This is a genomic window from Gemmatimonadota bacterium, from assembly GCA_016713785.1.
Classification (GTDB): Bacteria; Gemmatimonadota; Gemmatimonadetes; order Gemmatimonadales; family GWC2-71-9; genus JADJOM01.
On sequence record JADJOM010000003.1, the window covers coordinates 2,644,585 to 2,659,785 of the forward strand.

Consider the following 15,201-nt stretch of genomic DNA (forward strand, 5'->3'; position numbering starts at 1 on the left):
GGGGTCAGGATGCCAGCCTGCCCGGCCGATGTCAACGCCACATGAAGGCTTCTTCCCGCGGACCGGCTGGAGCCGCCCCCGGGCGGTCGCTACCTTTCCCGCGGCAATGCTCACCCTCCTGCTCAACGCCGACCTGTACGCCCCGGATTCCCTGGGCCGCCGGCACCTGCTCCTGGGCGGCGGCCGGATCCTCTGGATCGGCGGGGAGCGGCCGATGCTGGATGGGAGCCTGGGCGTCACGGTTCGCGACCTGCACGGGCAGCGGGTGATCCCCGGGCTGATCGACGCCCACGTGCACCTCACCGGCGGCGGGGGCGAGGCGGGGTACGAGACGCGGGTGCCGCCGGTGCCGCTCACCCGCTTCACCACCGCCGGGATCACCTCGGTGGTGGGCGTGCTCGGCACCGACGACGTGACCCGCACCCCCGGCGGCCTGGTGGCCACCGCCCGCGGGCTCGAGGCCGAAGGCCTCTCCGCCTGGTGCCACACCGGCGGCTATCACTACCCGCCGGTGACGGTGACCGGCTCGGTGCGGGGCGACATCGTCCACCTCGACCGGGTGATCGGCGTGGGCGAGATCGCCATCAGCGACCACCGCTCCAGCCAGCTCACGCTGGAGGAGCTGGTGAAGCTCGCGGGCGAGGCGCACGTGGGCGGGATGATGACCGGCAAGGCGGGCATCGTGCACCTGCACGTGGGGGATGGCCCCCGCGGGCTGGCGCTGATCGGGCAGGCGCTCGACACGGCGGAGATTCCCGCCCGGGTCTACAATCCGACCCACGTCAACCGGCGGCGGGCGCTGTTCACCGAGGCCTGCGCCCTGGTGGCCCGGGGCCCCACCATCGACGTGACCGCCTTCCCGGTGGCGGAGGGCGAGGATGCCTGGTCCGCCGCGGAGGCGGTGGACCGCTACCTCGCCGCCGGCCTGCCGGCGGAGCGGATCACGGTGAGCTCGGACGGGGGCGGGTGCCTGCCGGTGTTCGATGCCGAGGGGCGGGTCGAGGCGATGGACGTGGGACGCCCCGGGGCGCTGGCCGACACCCTGCGGGAGCTGGTGGAGCGCGGCAGGCCGCTGGCCGCTGCGCTGCCGCCATTTACCAGCAACGTGGCGCGGCTGCTGCGCCTGGCCGGCAAGGGCCGGCTGGCGGTGGGGGCGGACGCGGACCTCGTGGTGCTCGACCCGCGGGGCGGCGTCACCGACGTGATGGCGCGGGGCCGCTGGCAGGTGGTGGACGGCGTGCCGGCGGTGCGTGGAACCTTTGAAGGAGCAGAGGCATGAGTCCCTCACGCCCCAGCGGCGACGACCCGCGCGGGTACATCATCCCGATCGGCGGCGCGGAAGAGAAGATCCACGATCCCGCGATCCTCAAGCGGTTCGCCAAGCTGTGCGGCGGGCGGGAGGCGCGGATCGCGATCATCCCGACCGCCTCGCTGGCCTCCGACACGGGCCGGCGTTACGAGGCGCTGTTCGACGACCTCGGGGTGCGGTCCGCGGTGGCCCTGCCGCTGGAGAGCCGCACCGACTGCGAGGACGCCGACACCCTGGAGCAGCTGGAGCGCGCCACGGGCGTGTTCCTCACGGGGGGCAACCAGCTCCGGCTGGCCACGCACCTCGGGGGCACCCCGATCGCGAAGACCATCCGCATCCTCAACGCCCGCGGGGTGCACGTGGCGGGCACCTCGGCCGGCGCGGCGTTCCTGTCCGAGCACATGATCGCCTTCGGCGAGGAGGGGGCGAGCCCCCGTGCCGGGAGCGTGACGCTCTCGCCGGGGCTGGGGCTGACCAACCGGGTGGTGATCGACCAGCACTTCCGGCAGCGCGACCGGCTGGGCCGGCTGCTCACCGCGCTGGCTTACAACCCCTTTGCCGTGGGACTCGGGCTGGACGAGGATACGGCCGCCTTCATCGGGCCCGACGAAATTGTCGAAGTGATGGGCTCGGGCGGCGTGACCGTGGTGGACCCCTCGGAGATCGAATTCTCCTCGATGGACCAGGCCAGCCGGGACGAGCCGGTGTGCCTGCTGGGGGTCCGGCTGCACATTCTTGTCCGGGGCGCCACGTTCAATCTTCATACTCGGGCGGCCCTGCCCGGGAGCGTCGCGACGGTGAAAGGCTAGACAGCCCTTCCGCGCATCCCGTTCGCGCGGTAGCCTATCGCTACGGTGTTCACGGCCCGCGGACCTCCGCGGGCTTTCCGTCGCCCGTCGGCCCGCCCCCGAGTCCCACGATGCGCATCGCAGACCGCTCCGTCTACATCGGTCCCAGCCTGTACGCCCACTTCCCCGTGATCCGCCTCGAGGTGGACCTCGGCGCGCTGGAGGCGTGGCCCACGGCGCGCCTGGGCCCCGCGTTCACCGACGCGCTGGTCCAGGCGCTGCCCGGCCTGGCGGAGCACGGCTGTTCCTACGGCGAGCCCGGTGGCTTCCTGCGCCGCTGCCGGGAGGACGAGGGGACCTGGCTGGGCCACGTGCTGGAGCACGTGGTCATCGAGCTGCAGCAGGCGAGCGGCCGGCAGGTGACCTTCGGCAAGACCCGCTCGCTGGACCTGCCGGGGTGGTACCAGGTGGTGTTCCAGTACGAGGAAGAGACCGTGGGCCTCGAGGCGGCAAACCTCGGGCTCACGCTGCTGCAGTCGCTGCTGCCGCCGGAGCTGCGCGATCCCGGCGCGGTGCCGGAGGGCTTCGACTTCACCCGGGCGCGCGAGAGCTTCATCCGCTTCGCGCAGCGGCGCGACCTCGGGCCGAGCACCGCGTCGCTGGTGCGGGTGGCGCAGGACCGCGGCATCCCGTGGATCCGGCTCAACGAGTACAGCCTGGTGCAGTTCGGGCACGGCCGCTGGCAGCAGCGGATCCAGGCCACCGTCACCAGCCACACCCCGCACATCGCGGTGGAGCTGGCCTCCGACAAGGAAGAGACCAACCGGATCCTCGGCACGCTGGGCCTGCCGGTGCCCCGGCAGCGGCTGGTCCAGTCGGAGGGCGAGGCGGTGCGGGCCGCGCGCGAGATCGGCTACCCCGTGGTGCTCAAGCCGTACAACGGCAACCACGGGCGGGGCGTCTCGATCCACCTGACCGACGACGCGCAGGTGCAGGTGGCGTTCGGGGTGGCGCAGCAGCACAGCCGCAGCGTGATCGTGGAGACCTACCTCACCGGCGACGACCATCGCATGCTGGTGGTGAACGGGCGGCTGGTGGCGGTGGCCAAGCGGGTGCCGGGGCACGTGGTGGGCGACGGCGCGCGGACCATCGAGCAGCTGGTGGAGCGGGTCAACGCCGACCCGCGCCGCGGCGTGGGGCACGAGAAGGTGCTCACCCGGCTCGAGTTCGACCACCAGGCCGACACGCTGCTGGCCAAGCGCGGCTACGGCCGCGCCACCGTGCCCGCCGCGGGCGAGGTGGTCTACCTCCGCAGCACCGGCAACCTCTCCACCGGCGGCACCGCGATCGACGTCACCGACCTGGTGCACCCCGACAACGAGGAGATGGCGGTGCGCGCGGTGAAGGCGATCGGCCTCGACGTGGGCGGGGTGGACTTCCTGAGCCCGGACATCGCGGTGAGCTACAAGGAGAACGGCGCCGGCATCTGCGAGATCAACGCGGCGCCGGGCTTCCGGATGCACGTGGCGCCGAGCGAGGGGAAGCCGCGCGACGTGGCCGGGGCGGTGATCGACATGCTGTTCCCGGCGGGGGCCCCCTCGCGCATTCCCATCGCGGCGGTGACGGGCACCAACGGCAAGACCACCACCGCGCGCATGCTGGCCCACATCCACAAGCTCTCGGGCAAGTGCGTCGGGCTGACCACCACCGACGGGGTGTACATCGACGGGCAGTGCACCGTGAAGGGTGACATGACCGGCCCGGTGGCCACCCGGATGGTGCTCAAGGACCCGCACGTGGAGGTGGCGGTGCTGGAGGTGGCGCGGGGCGGCCTGCTCCGCGCCGGGATGGGCACCCGCTTCATCGACGTCGGCGCCGTGCTCAACGTCCAGTCCGACCACCTCGGCCTCAAGGGCATCGACACCCTGGAGCAGCTCGCCGCCGTGAAGCGGATCCCGGTGGAGGTGGCCCAGGACACCGCGGTGCTCAACGCCGACGACCCGCTGGTGCTCCGCATGGCCGACTACACCGACGCGAAGAACCTCTGCTACGTCACCATGCACCCCTCCCACCCGCTGGTGCGCGAGCACATCCGCGCCGGCGGGCGGGCCGCCTGCCTCGAGACCGGCATCAACGGCCAGATGATCACGCTGTACGACCGCGGCACCCACATCCCGCTCCTGTGGAGCCACCTCATCCCCGCCACCCTCGAGGGGAAGGCCACCCACAACGTCCAGAACGCGATGTTCGCCGCGGCGATGGCCTTCAGCATGGGGGTGAAGCTGGAGGACATCCGGCACGGCCTGCGCACCTTCGACACCACGTTCTTCCAGGCGCCCGGCCGGATGAACGTGTACGACGACCACCCGTTCAAGGTGATCCTCGACTACGGCCACAACCCCTCCGCCGTCGAGGCGATGGTCACCCTGGTGGAACGGCTGGAGCCGCCGGGCCGCCGCCTGGTGGTCGTGGCCGCCCCGGGCGACCGCCGCGACGAGGACATCCGGGAGATCGGCCGGATCTGCGCCGGGCACTTCGATCACTATATCTGCCGCCGCGACGACCGCACCCGTGGCCGGGGGCCCGACGAGGTGCCCGCGCTGCTGCGTGACGCGCTGCTCGCCCACGGGGTACCCGCGGCGCAGGTGGCCTGCGTCCCGGAGGAGACCGAGGCCATCGAGGCCGCGCTCCGCTGGGGCCAGCCCGGCGACGTGCTGCTCATCTTCGTGGACCAGATCACCCGCAGCTGGAAGCAGGTGGTCCAGTTCCAGCCCGACGCCGCCCCCCGCCCCGAGCCGAGCCGCCCGGCGTACGTCGAGGCGCCGCCCCTGGCGGAGCCGGTGCTGCTCGACAGCGACCAGGTGGTCCGTGACGCGCGCGGCGTCCGGCTGGCGCGCGAGGAGCGGGACGACTGAGCCGGCCGTGACCCCCCCCACCACGCCCACCGGCGCGCCGGCGATCACCCTCGCCGACTCGCGCCGCGTGCCCGGACCGGGCCTCCTCTGGGACCGCCCCGGGGCCGTGGCGGAGGTCACCTGCCCCGATGAGCTGCTCGACGGCTTCCTCGCCGCCTGGCGGGAGGCGGCGCGGCGCATGCTCGACCGGCTCGGCTGGACCACGGAGGCGCTCACGGCCCGCCGCTTTGCGCACGGCGCCAGCGTGGCCGTGAGCGCCCCGATCGACCTCCTCTTCACCGCGACCGAGATCAACGAGTGGGCCATCGCCGCGGCCACCGAGCACCTCGGCGGCCCGGCGGCCCCCATCGAGGCGGTGGCCGCCGCCGACCTGCGGGAGCGGATGCGCGCCGAGGCCCGCCCCGCCCTGCTGGCGCTCTACCGGGAGGCCACCGCCCGCGGCCTCACCTGCCTGCACGATCCCGACGAGGTCTCGGTGGGCGCCGGCACCGGCTCCCGCACCTGGGCGGTCGGCGCCCTCCCGGCACCGGCGCAGGTGGACTGGGCCGGCATCCATGACATCCCCGTGGTGCTCGTGACCGGCTCCAACGGCAAGACCACCACCGTCCGGCTGCTCGCGGCCATGGCCACCGCCGCCGGGCGCCTCACGGGGCTGAGCTGCACTGATACCGTGACCATCGGCGGCGAGGTGATGGACCGCGGCGACTGGGCCGGCCCCGCCGGCGCGCGCTTCGTGCTGCGTGATCGCCGGGTGGAATTCGCCGTGCTCGAGACCGCGCGGGGCGGGATCCTCCGCCGCGGCCTGGCCGCCACCCGCGCCGTGGCGGCCATGGTCACCAACATCGCCGAGGACCACGTGGGCGAGTGGGGCGTCGGCGACCTGCGCACCCTGGCCGAGACCAAGCTGGTGGTGGGGCGCGCCGTGCTGCCCGGCGGCCGCCTGGTGCTCAACGCCGACGACGCGCACCTGGTGGCGGTGGCGCCGCTGGCCCGCGCCCCGATCCTGTGGACCTCCCTCGATCCGGGCGCGCCGGTCCTCGCCGCGCACCGGGCCACGGGAGGCGATGCCTGCTGGGTGGAAGACGGGATGATCGTGCTGGCGCAGGGCGGCGCGCGCACCGAGGTGCTGCCGGTGGCGGACGCGCCGATGACCATCGGCGGCGCGGCGCGGCACAACGTCTACAACGCCCTCGGCGCGGTGGCGCTCGCGGCCGTCGCCGGCCTGCCACTCGACGCGATCCGCGCCGGCCTGCGCCAGTTCCACGGCACCAGCCACGACAACCCGGGCCGCCTCAACCTCTACCAGCTGGGCGGCGCCACGGCCATCGTGGACTTCGCCCACAACCCGCACGGCATGGACGCGCTGATTGCGCTGGCGCGCGCCCTCCCCGCCGCCCGCCGCCTGGTAATCCTGGGGCAGGCCGGCGACCGCGACGACGACGCCATCCGCCAGCTGGCGCGCAGCGCCTGGGCGCTGCGCCCCGACCGGGTGCTGCTGAAGGAGATGGAGCACTACCTGCGGGGCCGGCAGCCCGGCGAGGCCAGCGACCTCCTGGCCGCGGAGCTTCAGGCCCTCGGTGCCGACCCGGCAAGCGTCGAGCGCCACCCCACCGAGCTGCTCGCGGTGCGCGCCGCGCTCGCCTGGGCCCGTCCCGGCGACCTGCTGGTGCTCCCCACCCACGCCGAGCGCGGCCGCGTGATCGCCCTCCTGGAGCGGCTCTACGCCCAGGATTGGCGGCCCGGCACGCCGCTGCCCGAGTAATCCCCCGCAACAACGAAGGCCGGGATCCGAGGATCCCGGCCTTCATGACACGCCCCGCGTGGCGGCTAGCGCCGGCCGCGGCCGCCCTTGTTGTCGCGGTCGTCGAGCTTGCGGGTCTTGGCCAGCTCCTCGGCCTGCTTGGCGGCCAGCCGGATCATCCGCTCCGGGCTCTCCGCCTTCATGATCTGGCGCGGGGCGCCGGCGGTGATGACCGCCTTGCCGTCCTGCACCTCGACCGTCAGGGGGCGCCCCGTGGTCAGCTCGAAGCAGCCGAGGACCTCCTCGCCCGCGCCCGCCGCCGCCTTGACCCGCTCCCCCAGCGCCTCCCGGCTGCCGAGACCCTCGAGGGTCACCGCCGGGGTGCCGAACGGCGTGATGGGCCGGACCAGCAGCGCCACCTTGGCCCCCGTCACCGACGGGGCGATCCGCACTTCCTTGCCGCCCACCTCGCGGGCCCAGCGGGTGGCTTCCCGCTCGGCAGGGGAGGGGGTCCCGCCCTTGGTGACGGTCGCGGACTTGGCCGCGCTGCCCGCCTTCTGCTTTTCCTGGTTCCGCTTGAGGGCCTTCAGGTACTCCGGCTCGTCTGACACGGCTCGTTCTCCGACTGGCGACGGTCTGTTCTTGGGGAGGGGCAAGATAAACCCTGATGCAGCATGGGGGAACGGGGGGGCGCCCGGCTACTCCCGGCGGGGGCGGAGCGGGAGCCCCGGCGGGTACACCTCGCACTTGGCGGCCCGGTCGCTGTGGAGCAGGCAGAAGGCGCCTTGCTGCCCCCAGCGGCTCACCCAGGCCGACATCACGGCCCGGTCGGACGGGCTGAAGAACCCGGAGGGACGCTCGTCGTCGGTGGAGCGGATGTGGGTGTGAATGGTCCCGATCCACCCGGGCGGGCCGCAGCGCTCGATCGACGCCTGCGCTTCCGCAGTGAGGCTGTCGGCCTGCGCCACCTCGAGCGGGAGGACGTCCGTCACGTGGACGGTATCCCCCTCCAGCCACCCGCCGAGGCAGGCCACATACTCCCGACGGTCGGCCACGCTGGCGTCCCAGAGGTCGGCGAAGCCGTTCTTTGCGGCCTGGGCCAGCGACCACCCGGGCTGGGCCTGGGCCGCCAGCGGCGCGGCCGTGAGCAGTGCCAGCATGTGGGCCCAGCGGCACGATGCCATGGTCAGCGCTTGGTGACCATCACCCACAACGCGTAGAACAGCAGCGCCGTCGAGGCCCAGCCCACCACCGACCAGCGCTGGAACAGCCGCCGGATCACCGCCGGGTCGTCGCTTTTCTCGAGCCGCACCTGGTCGGGGAGCAGCACCACCAGCCACGAGAGCGTGCTGAGGGAGAGCGCCACGATGCCCTTGAGCAGCCACGGCGTGGCCAGCACCGGGTAGTCCATGCGGAGAATCATCCAGACCCCGCTCACCGTGAGCGCCGCCCCGCCCCCGGCGGTGAAGGCCAGGTCGGTCCAGAGGATGGCCCGCGCGATCGGGCGGAACGGCACCGTGCCGTCACGCCAATGACGGTAGAGGTAGTAGGACCACACGCCCGTGACGGTCACGTTGCCGAGCAGCAGCACCGCGCCCAGCAGGTGGAGCGACTTGATGACGAGGTAGTCAACCATGGCGGGCCTCGGTCGGGCCACGCCGCCGGGCAGGCGGGCGGCGCGCCGGGGCCGGGCGCGGGGTGAGCGGGGGCGTGCCGGGCAGGTGCAGGTCCATCGCGGAAAGGTACGCTGCCCACGCGGCGACCGGCCAGATGGTCGCCGGCGCGAGGCCTCAGGCCGGGGTGGTGTCGAGCAGCGACTGGCGCGGCCCGCGGGACAGCATGGCGCGTCCCAGGATCACCAGCTTCCGCCGGAAGGGGACGTGCGCCCGGGCGCGGAAGACGTCACCGTCCATCCGCTCGATCTCATCGAGAATCCCGGCGTAGGTGCGCTGCATGAGCCGCACGGTGAGGCGGGAGCCGTCGTCCGGAAAGCGGTCGATCGCCGGTTCCGCCGCCGCGAAGTACTCCCGGGCCCGGCAGATCTGGAAGGCCACGTACAGCCGGAGCCGCGGCGTCATCGTGCGCCGCTCCAGATCCGCCCGGCTGATTCCCCACGCGGCGAGTTCGGTGGCGGGAAAGTAGAGCCGGCCGCGGTCCAGGTCCTCGCGCACGTCGCGCAGGATGTTGGTGAGCTGCATGGCGAGCCCGAGCTGCAGCCCGGCAGCCTCCTCCCCCGGCTGGGCGCCGAGGATCGGCGCCACCGCGAGCCCCACCCCCCCGGCCACCTGGCGGCAATAGCGCTCGAGCGCCGCGACGTCGGGGATGGCCACCGGCTCGAGATCCAGGGCCACGCCCTCCAGCAGCTCGAGCAGCGGGTCCAGCGGTACGGGATAGCGCCGCAGGGTGTCGTGCAACGCCAGCCAGCGGTCGTCGGTCGGCGGGGTGCCCGCGTGCATGGCCCGGACCTGCGCCGCGAGTGCGGCGAGGTCGGCGCGGGCCTGCGCCTCCGGCCGGTCGCCGCGGTCGTCGACCAGGTTGTCGGCGTGGCGGCAATAGGCATAGAGCGCGCACACGGCACGGCGCTTGGCCGCGGGCAGGAACCGGCTGGCAAAGTGAAAGCTCTTGGCCCAGGTGGCCGTGAGCGCTTCCGCCTCGGCGTAGCTCCGTTCCAGCGGATCGAGGATCACGGCGATGTCCCCAGCGCGCTCACGCCAGCACCACCCGCAGGGGCGTCGGCGCCGCGCCCGGCGCCGGGATCGCGCCCGCGCCCACCTTGAGCCCCGCCCGGCGCAACCGCGCGCCGTTGGCATCCGCGCCCGCCCCACCCAGCACCACCCGGGTCCCGGGCGGGAGCAGCCGCGGCAACCGGCGCAGCTCCACCAGCCGGGCGAGCACGTTGTCCGGATTGACGGCGGAGATGGCCACCACGGCGGGGACCACCGTCCACGCCGCGTCGGTCAGATCCTTGAGCGGCAGGTCGGCGCCGAGGTACTGCACCCGCCAGCCGGCCTGCCGCATCTCGACCAGCGTCACCAGGAAGCCCCACTCATGGTGCTCGCCCGGCATGCACGCGGCCAGCAGCACCGGGCCGGTGGCCGGGCCGCCGGCGAGTTCCTGCTTGAGCTGCTGCACCACGACCTCGCTGGCGAGGTGCTCGGCCGCCACGTTGAGCTTGCCGAGGGCCCAGAGATCACCGATCACCTCGCTCAGGGGGAGGACGATCTCCCGCCCGAAGCGGAGCCCGCCGAGCCGCTGGCGCTGCTCCTGCAGCAGCTGGGTGAGCTGCTCCCGGTCGAGCCGGCGGATGGCCTCGAGCATGAGCGAAAGCGGCGAGCCGTCGGTGGCCCGCCCCTCGGCCCGGGCGATGACCGACTCGCGTGCCTCCCGGACCAGGTCGCCGATGCGCTCCCCCGCCGCGCACAGGCGCCCGAAGGCGCGCAGCAGCGCCACCTGCTCGCTGGTGTAGACCCGATAGCGGTTGGGCAGGCGGCGGGGCCGGACCACTTCATAGCGCCGTTCCCACGCGCGCAGCCGCGCGGTCTGCAGGCCGGTGAGCTCGGCGACTTCGTGAATCTCGTAGGTGCGGTTGGGCGCGATGGCGGTCATGGCGTCGGGGGCGTTTGTTTGTTCAAGGTTATCACAAAAATCGTTGAACAAGTATAGCGCCCCCTCACACGGTCCCGCCAGCACCCGCTATGTTTGGCCGTCTTTACCGGAGCCCAGTCCTGAGCACCCCCGCGACGCGGACCCGTCCGGCCACCGAGGCCGCCTCGTCCGACGCCACCTGGCAGGTCATCAACTCCCTCCGCGTCCTCGCCATGGACGCCGTGGAACAGTCCCAGTCGGGCCATCCCGGCACCCCGATGGCCCTCGCCCCGGCGGCGATCGTCCTCTGGGAACAGTGCCTCCGGTTCGATCCCGCCGCCCCCGCCTGGCCCGACCGCGACCGCTTCGTGCTCTCCTGCGGCCACGCCTCGATGCTCCTCTACGGGCTGCTGCACCTGAGCGGGTATGAGCTCACGCTCGAGGACCTGCGCCAGTTCCGGCAGTGGGGATCGAAGACGCCGGGGCACCCGGAGCGCGGCCACACCGTCGGCGTGGAGACCACCACCGGCCCGCTGGGCCAGGGCGTGGGGAACGCGGTGGGCATGGCCATCGCCGAGCGGGTGCTGCGCGAGCGCTTCAACCGCCCGGGCCACGAGGTGATCGACCACCGGGTCTGGGGCTTCGTGAGCGACGGCGACCTCATGGAAGGCGTGGCGAGCGAGGCCGCCTCGCTCGCCGGGCACCTGGGGCTGGGGCGCCTGACCCTGATCTTCGACGACAACCACATCACCATCGACGGTGACACCGCGCTCAGCTTCACCGAGGACGTGGGGCGCCGCTTCGAGGCCTACGGCTGGCACGTGCTGCGGGTGGCCGATGGCAACGACCTGGCCGCGATCGCGGCGGCGCTCGCCGCGGCCCGCGCCGAGGCGGCCAGGCCGACGCTGGTGGTCCTGCGCACGAAGATCGGCGACCCCGCGCCCACCAAGGGGAACACCTCCGCCGCCCACGGCGCGCCCCTCGGCAAGGACGAGGTGGCGAAGACCAAGGCCATCCTCGGCTGGCCCGAGACCCCGTTCCACGTGGCGCCCGAGACCGTGGCCTGGCGCGATGCCGCCCGGCGGCGGGGTGCCGCCGCGCACGCGGACTGGTCCGCCCGCTTCGCGGCTTACCGCGCCGCCCACCCCGCGCTCGCCGCCGAGCTGGAGCAGTGGCTCTCGGGTGCGCTCCCCGCGGGCTGGGACGACGGGCTCCCCGGCTTCACCCCCGCCGACGGCCAGCTGGCCACCCGGCAGGCCTCCGCCAAGGTGCTCAACGCGCTGGCGGCAAAGCTCCCGAACCTCATGGGCGGCTCGGCCGACCTGGCCGAGAGCACCGGCACGGACATCAAGGGCGGCGGCAGCTTCTCGGCCACCGGCACCGGCCGGAACGTCCACTGGGGCGTGCGCGAGCACGGCATGGGCGCCTGCCTCAACGGGATGGCGGCGCACGGCGGCATCCGCCCCTTCGGCAGCACCTTCCTGATCTTCACCGACTACTGCAAGCCGTCGATCCGCCTCGCGGGGCTGATGCAGCTGCCGGTGGTCTACATCGGCACCCACGACTCCATCGGCCTGGGCGAGGACGGCCCGACGCACCAGCCGATCGAGCAGCTCGCGATGCTGCGGTCCACGCCGAACGTCACCGTGATCCGGCCGGCCGACGCGAACGAGACGGTCGAGGCCTGGAAGGCCGCGGTGCGTCGCGCCGACGGGCCCACCGTGCTGGTGCTCTCGCGGCAGAAGCTGCCGATCCTCGACCGGACCCGGTACGCGCCGGCGGAGGGCGCGGCGCGGGGCGGATACGTGCTGCTCGACGCCCCCGGCGGCACCCCCGCGGCCATCGTCATGGCCACCGGGGCGGAGGTGCACCTGGCGCTGGCGGCGGTGGAACGGCTGCAGGCGTCGGGGGTGGCGGCGCGGCTGGTGTCGCTGCCGTCGTGGGAACTGTTCGCGGCGCAGCCCGCCGCCTATCGTGAGGCGGTGCTCCCGGCGGCGGTGCGTGCGCGGGTGGCCGTCGAGGCGGCGACCAGCTTCGGCTGGCACCGGTGGGTGGGGGAGCGGGGCGAAGTCGTCGGGATCGACCACTTCGGCGCGTCCGCCCCGGCGGACCGCCTGTTCAAGGAATTCGGGTTCACCGCCGACGGCATCGTTGCCGCGGTCACACGGGTGCTTTCATGACCAATCCCCTCCGCCAGCTCGGCGCCCACGGCCAGAGCCCCTGGTACGACTTCATCACCCGCGACCTCATCGCCTCGGGCGAGCTGGGGCGGCTGATCCGCGAGGACGGCCTGCGGGGCATGACCACCAACCCCACGATCTTCGAGAAGGCCATCGCGGGGAGCGACCTCTACGACGCCGACATCCGCCGCCTGGCGGCGGAGGGGCGCACCCCGGCCGAGATCTTCGAGGCGCTGGCGGTGGCCGACGTGCAGGCCGCGTGCGACCTCTTCCGCGAGGTGTACGAGGCGTCGGGGGGGCTCGACGGGCTGGTCTCGATCGAGGTCTCGCCCACGCTGGCGCACGACACCGAGGGCACCATCCGCGAGGCCGAGCGGCTGTGGCACCGGGTGGAGCGGGCCAACGTGATGATCAAGATCCCGGGCACCCGCGAGGGGCTCCCGGCGATCACCCACTGCCTGGCGCAGGGCATCAACGTGAACGTCACCCTGCTGTTCGGGGTGCAGCGCTATCGCGAGGTGGTCGAGGCGTTCATGGGCGGGCTGGAGCAGCGGCACCGCGCGGGGCGGCCGATCGGCGCCATCGCGTCGGTGGCGAGCTTCTTCGTGAGCCGGGTGGACGGCAAGGTGCCGGGGTTCAAGGCGGCGATCGCCAACGCGGCGCTGGCCTACCAGGCGTTCGAGGAGCTGTTCGCCACGCCGCGGTGGCAGGGGCTCGCGGCGGTGGGCGCCATGGTGCAGCGGCCGCTGTGGGCCTCCACCAGCGCCAAGGACCCGAGCCTTCCCGACGTGTACTACGTGGAGGCGCTGGTGGGCGACCGCACCGTGAACACCCTGCCGCCGGCCACCTTCGCCGCCTACCGCGACCATGGCCAGCCGGCCCGGCGCATCCACGAGGCCGTCGCCACCGCGCCCGCCGTGCTCGCCGACCTGGCGCGGCAGGGCATCAACCTCGAGCACATCACCCCGATCCTCGAGTCCGAGGGGGTGAGCTCGTTCGCGGCGTCGTTCGCGTCGCTGCTCGCCGTGATCGAGAAGAAGGCCGCGGTCCTGGTCTAGCCCAGGAACAGCCGCGCCGCCGGGTTCCGCGTCTCCTCCACCCACGGATAGCCCAGCTCGTCGAGGAACCGCCGGAAGGCGCGGGCCTCGGCGGGCGGCACCTGCATCCCCACCAGCACCCGCCCCGAGTCGGCCCCGTGGTTCCGGTAGTGGAACAGGCTGATGTTCCAGTCGGAGCGCATGGCGTCGAGGAAGCGCAGCAGCGCGCCGGGCCGTTCCGGGAACTCGAAGCGGTAGAGCACCTCGTGCCGGGCGCCGGGCGCGTGCCCGCCCACCAGGTGGCGCAGGTGCAGCTTGGCCATCTCGTTGGCGCTCAGGTCGAGGGTGGGGAAGCCGCGGCGGCGGAGCGTGGCGGCGATGCGCCGCGCCTCGGGCCGGCCCTGCACCTCGAGCCCGACGAAGACGTGGGCGCGGTCGGGATCGCCCATGCGGTAATTGAACTCGGTGATGCTGCGCGGGCCGATGGCGGCGCAGAAGCGCCGGAAGCTGCCGGGGCGCTCGGGGATGGTCACCGCCAGGATGGCCTCGCGCGCCTCGCCCACCTCGGCCCGCTCGGCCACGAAGCGCAGCCGGTCGAAGTTGGTGTTGGCGCCGCAGGCGATCGCCACCACGGTCCGCGCCGGCCCGCGATGCCGCGCCGCCCAGGCCTTGGCCCCCGCGATGGCCAGCGCGCCCGCCGGCTCGAGGATGCTGCGGGTCTCCTCGAAGACGTCCTTGATGGCGGCGCAGATCGCGTCGGTGTCGACCAGGATCATCTCGTCCACCACCTGGCGGGCCAGCCGGAACGGCTCCGCCCCCACCCGCTTCACCGCCACCCCGTCGGCGAAGAGCCCCACCTGGTCCAGGGTCACCCGCCGGCCGGCCCGAAGCGAGCGGGCCATGGCGTCGGCGTCGACCGGCTCCACCCCGATCACCCGCACCCCCGGCCGCACCGCCTTCACGCAGGCGCCCACGCCCGCGATCAGCCCGCCGCCGCCCACCGCCACGAACACCGCGTGGAGGTCGGCCGGGGCCTGCCGCAGGATCTCGAGCCCCACGGTGCCCTGCCCCGCGATCACGTCGGGATCATCATAGGGGTGCACGAAGGCGTACCCCTTGGCCCGCTCCAGCCGCCGCGCCTCGGCCGCGGCCTCGTCGTAGGTATCGCCATGCAGCACCACCCGGGCCCCGCGGGCGCGGACCGCCTCCACCTTGATCCGCGGGGTGGTCACGGGCATGACGATCACCGCGCGGCAGCCGAGCCGCTGCGCGGCGAGGGCCACCCCCTGGGCGTGGTTGCCGGCGGACGCGGCGATGACGCCGCGGCGGAGGGCGGCGGGGGCCAGGCCGGCCATCTTGTTGTAGGCGCCACGCAGCTTGAAGGAGAACACCGGCTGCATGTCCTCCCGCTTGAGCAGCACCCGGTGGCCCAGCCGGGCACTCAGCGCCGGCGCGGCCTCGAGCGGGCTCTCGATGGCCACGTCATAGACGCGGGCGTTGAGGCTCCTGCGGAGGTAGTCGATGGGCATGGGCGTCCCGGCAACGGGTTGGATGGAGAATAGGGGGGACGCGGGAAGTGGGAAAAGGGAAGCGGGGAAAGGGAAGCGGGAAGCGGGAAGCGGGAAGCGGCTTGCCGACGATCGGCA

Annotated in this window: 12 protein-coding genes; 6 read left to right on the plus strand and 6 right to left on the minus strand. The window is 73.5% G+C overall.

Annotation, left to right across the window (positions count from 1 at the left end; translation table 11 throughout):
* Positions 1-106: 106 nt before the first annotated feature.
* The 4 genes from IPJ95_19980 (at position 107) to IPJ95_19995 (ending at position 6,774) form a co-directional block, all read left to right on the plus strand.
* Positions 107-1,279 (plus strand): beta-aspartyl-peptidase, encoded by a 1,173-nt coding sequence (locus tag IPJ95_19980; protein MBK7925886.1) that lies wholly within the window; start codon positions 107-109, stop codon positions 1,277-1,279.
* Positions 1,276-2,118, plus strand: coding sequence for a cyanophycinase (locus IPJ95_19985; GenBank protein MBK7925887.1), 843 nt, complete (start codon positions 1,276-1,278; stop codon positions 2,116-2,118). The genes IPJ95_19980 and IPJ95_19985 overlap by 4 nt, the downstream gene beginning before the upstream one ends.
* Before the next feature lie 110 nt (positions 2,119-2,228).
* The gene (cphA, locus tag IPJ95_19990; protein MBK7925888.1) at positions 2,229-5,012 is read left to right on the plus strand and encodes a cyanophycin synthetase; all 2,784 of its coding nucleotides are present in this window, start codon (positions 2,229-2,231) and stop codon (positions 5,010-5,012) included.
* A gap of 7 nt (positions 5,013-5,019) precedes the next feature.
* Positions 5,020-6,774, plus strand: a complete 1,755-nt coding sequence (locus tag IPJ95_19995; GenBank protein MBK7925889.1) for a Mur ligase — start codon at positions 5,020-5,022, stop codon at positions 6,772-6,774.
* Between the two features lie 65 nt (positions 6,775-6,839).
* Here IPJ95_19995 and IPJ95_20000 read toward each other — a convergent pair whose 3' ends face one another.
* The 5 genes from IPJ95_20000 to IPJ95_20020 all read right to left on the minus strand — a co-directional run bounded on the left by IPJ95_20000 (position 6,840) and on the right by IPJ95_20020 (position 10,359).
* Positions 6,840-7,364, minus strand: coding sequence for a hypothetical protein (locus IPJ95_20000; protein ID MBK7925890.1), 525 nt, complete (start codon positions 7,362-7,364; stop codon positions 6,840-6,842).
* An 87-nt stretch (positions 7,365-7,451) separates the two neighbouring features.
* Positions 7,452-7,913, minus strand: coding sequence for a hypothetical protein (locus IPJ95_20005; protein MBK7925891.1), 462 nt, complete (start codon positions 7,911-7,913; stop codon positions 7,452-7,454).
* 26 nt (positions 7,914-7,939) lie between these two features.
* Entirely contained in the window at positions 7,940-8,389 is a 450-nt protein-coding gene (locus IPJ95_20010; protein ID MBK7925892.1) for a DUF2269 family protein, read from the minus strand.
* A 154-nt stretch (positions 8,390-8,543) separates the two neighbouring features.
* On the minus strand, positions 8,544-9,440 hold the full coding sequence (locus IPJ95_20015) for a phytoene/squalene synthase family protein (protein ID MBK7925893.1): 897 nt from the start codon (positions 9,438-9,440) through the stop codon (positions 8,544-8,546).
* Between the two features lie 19 nt (positions 9,441-9,459).
* Positions 9,460-10,359, minus strand: coding sequence for a MerR family transcriptional regulator (locus tag IPJ95_20020; GenBank protein ID MBK7925894.1), 900 nt, complete (start codon positions 10,357-10,359; stop codon positions 9,460-9,462).
* 89 nt (positions 10,360-10,448) lie between these two features.
* Here IPJ95_20020 and tkt point away from each other — a divergent pair, with 89 nt between their 5' ends.
* The gene (tkt, locus tag IPJ95_20025) at positions 10,449-12,518 is read left to right on the plus strand and encodes a transketolase (GenBank protein MBK7925895.1); all 2,070 of its coding nucleotides are present in this window, start codon (positions 10,449-10,451) and stop codon (positions 12,516-12,518) included.
* Positions 12,515-13,576, plus strand: a complete 1,062-nt coding sequence (tal, locus tag IPJ95_20030) for a transaldolase (protein ID MBK7925896.1) — start codon at positions 12,515-12,517, stop codon at positions 13,574-13,576. Before tkt ends, tal begins: the two co-directional genes overlap by 4 nt.
* Here the strand turns inward: tal and ilvA are convergent.
* Complete coding sequence (ilvA, locus tag IPJ95_20035; protein MBK7925897.1) at positions 13,573-15,084, minus strand: threonine ammonia-lyase, biosynthetic; 1,512 nt, start codon at positions 15,082-15,084, stop codon at positions 13,573-13,575. The two genes, tal and ilvA, sit on opposite strands and share 4 nt — an antisense overlap.
* Positions 15,085-15,201 lie beyond the last annotated feature (117 nt).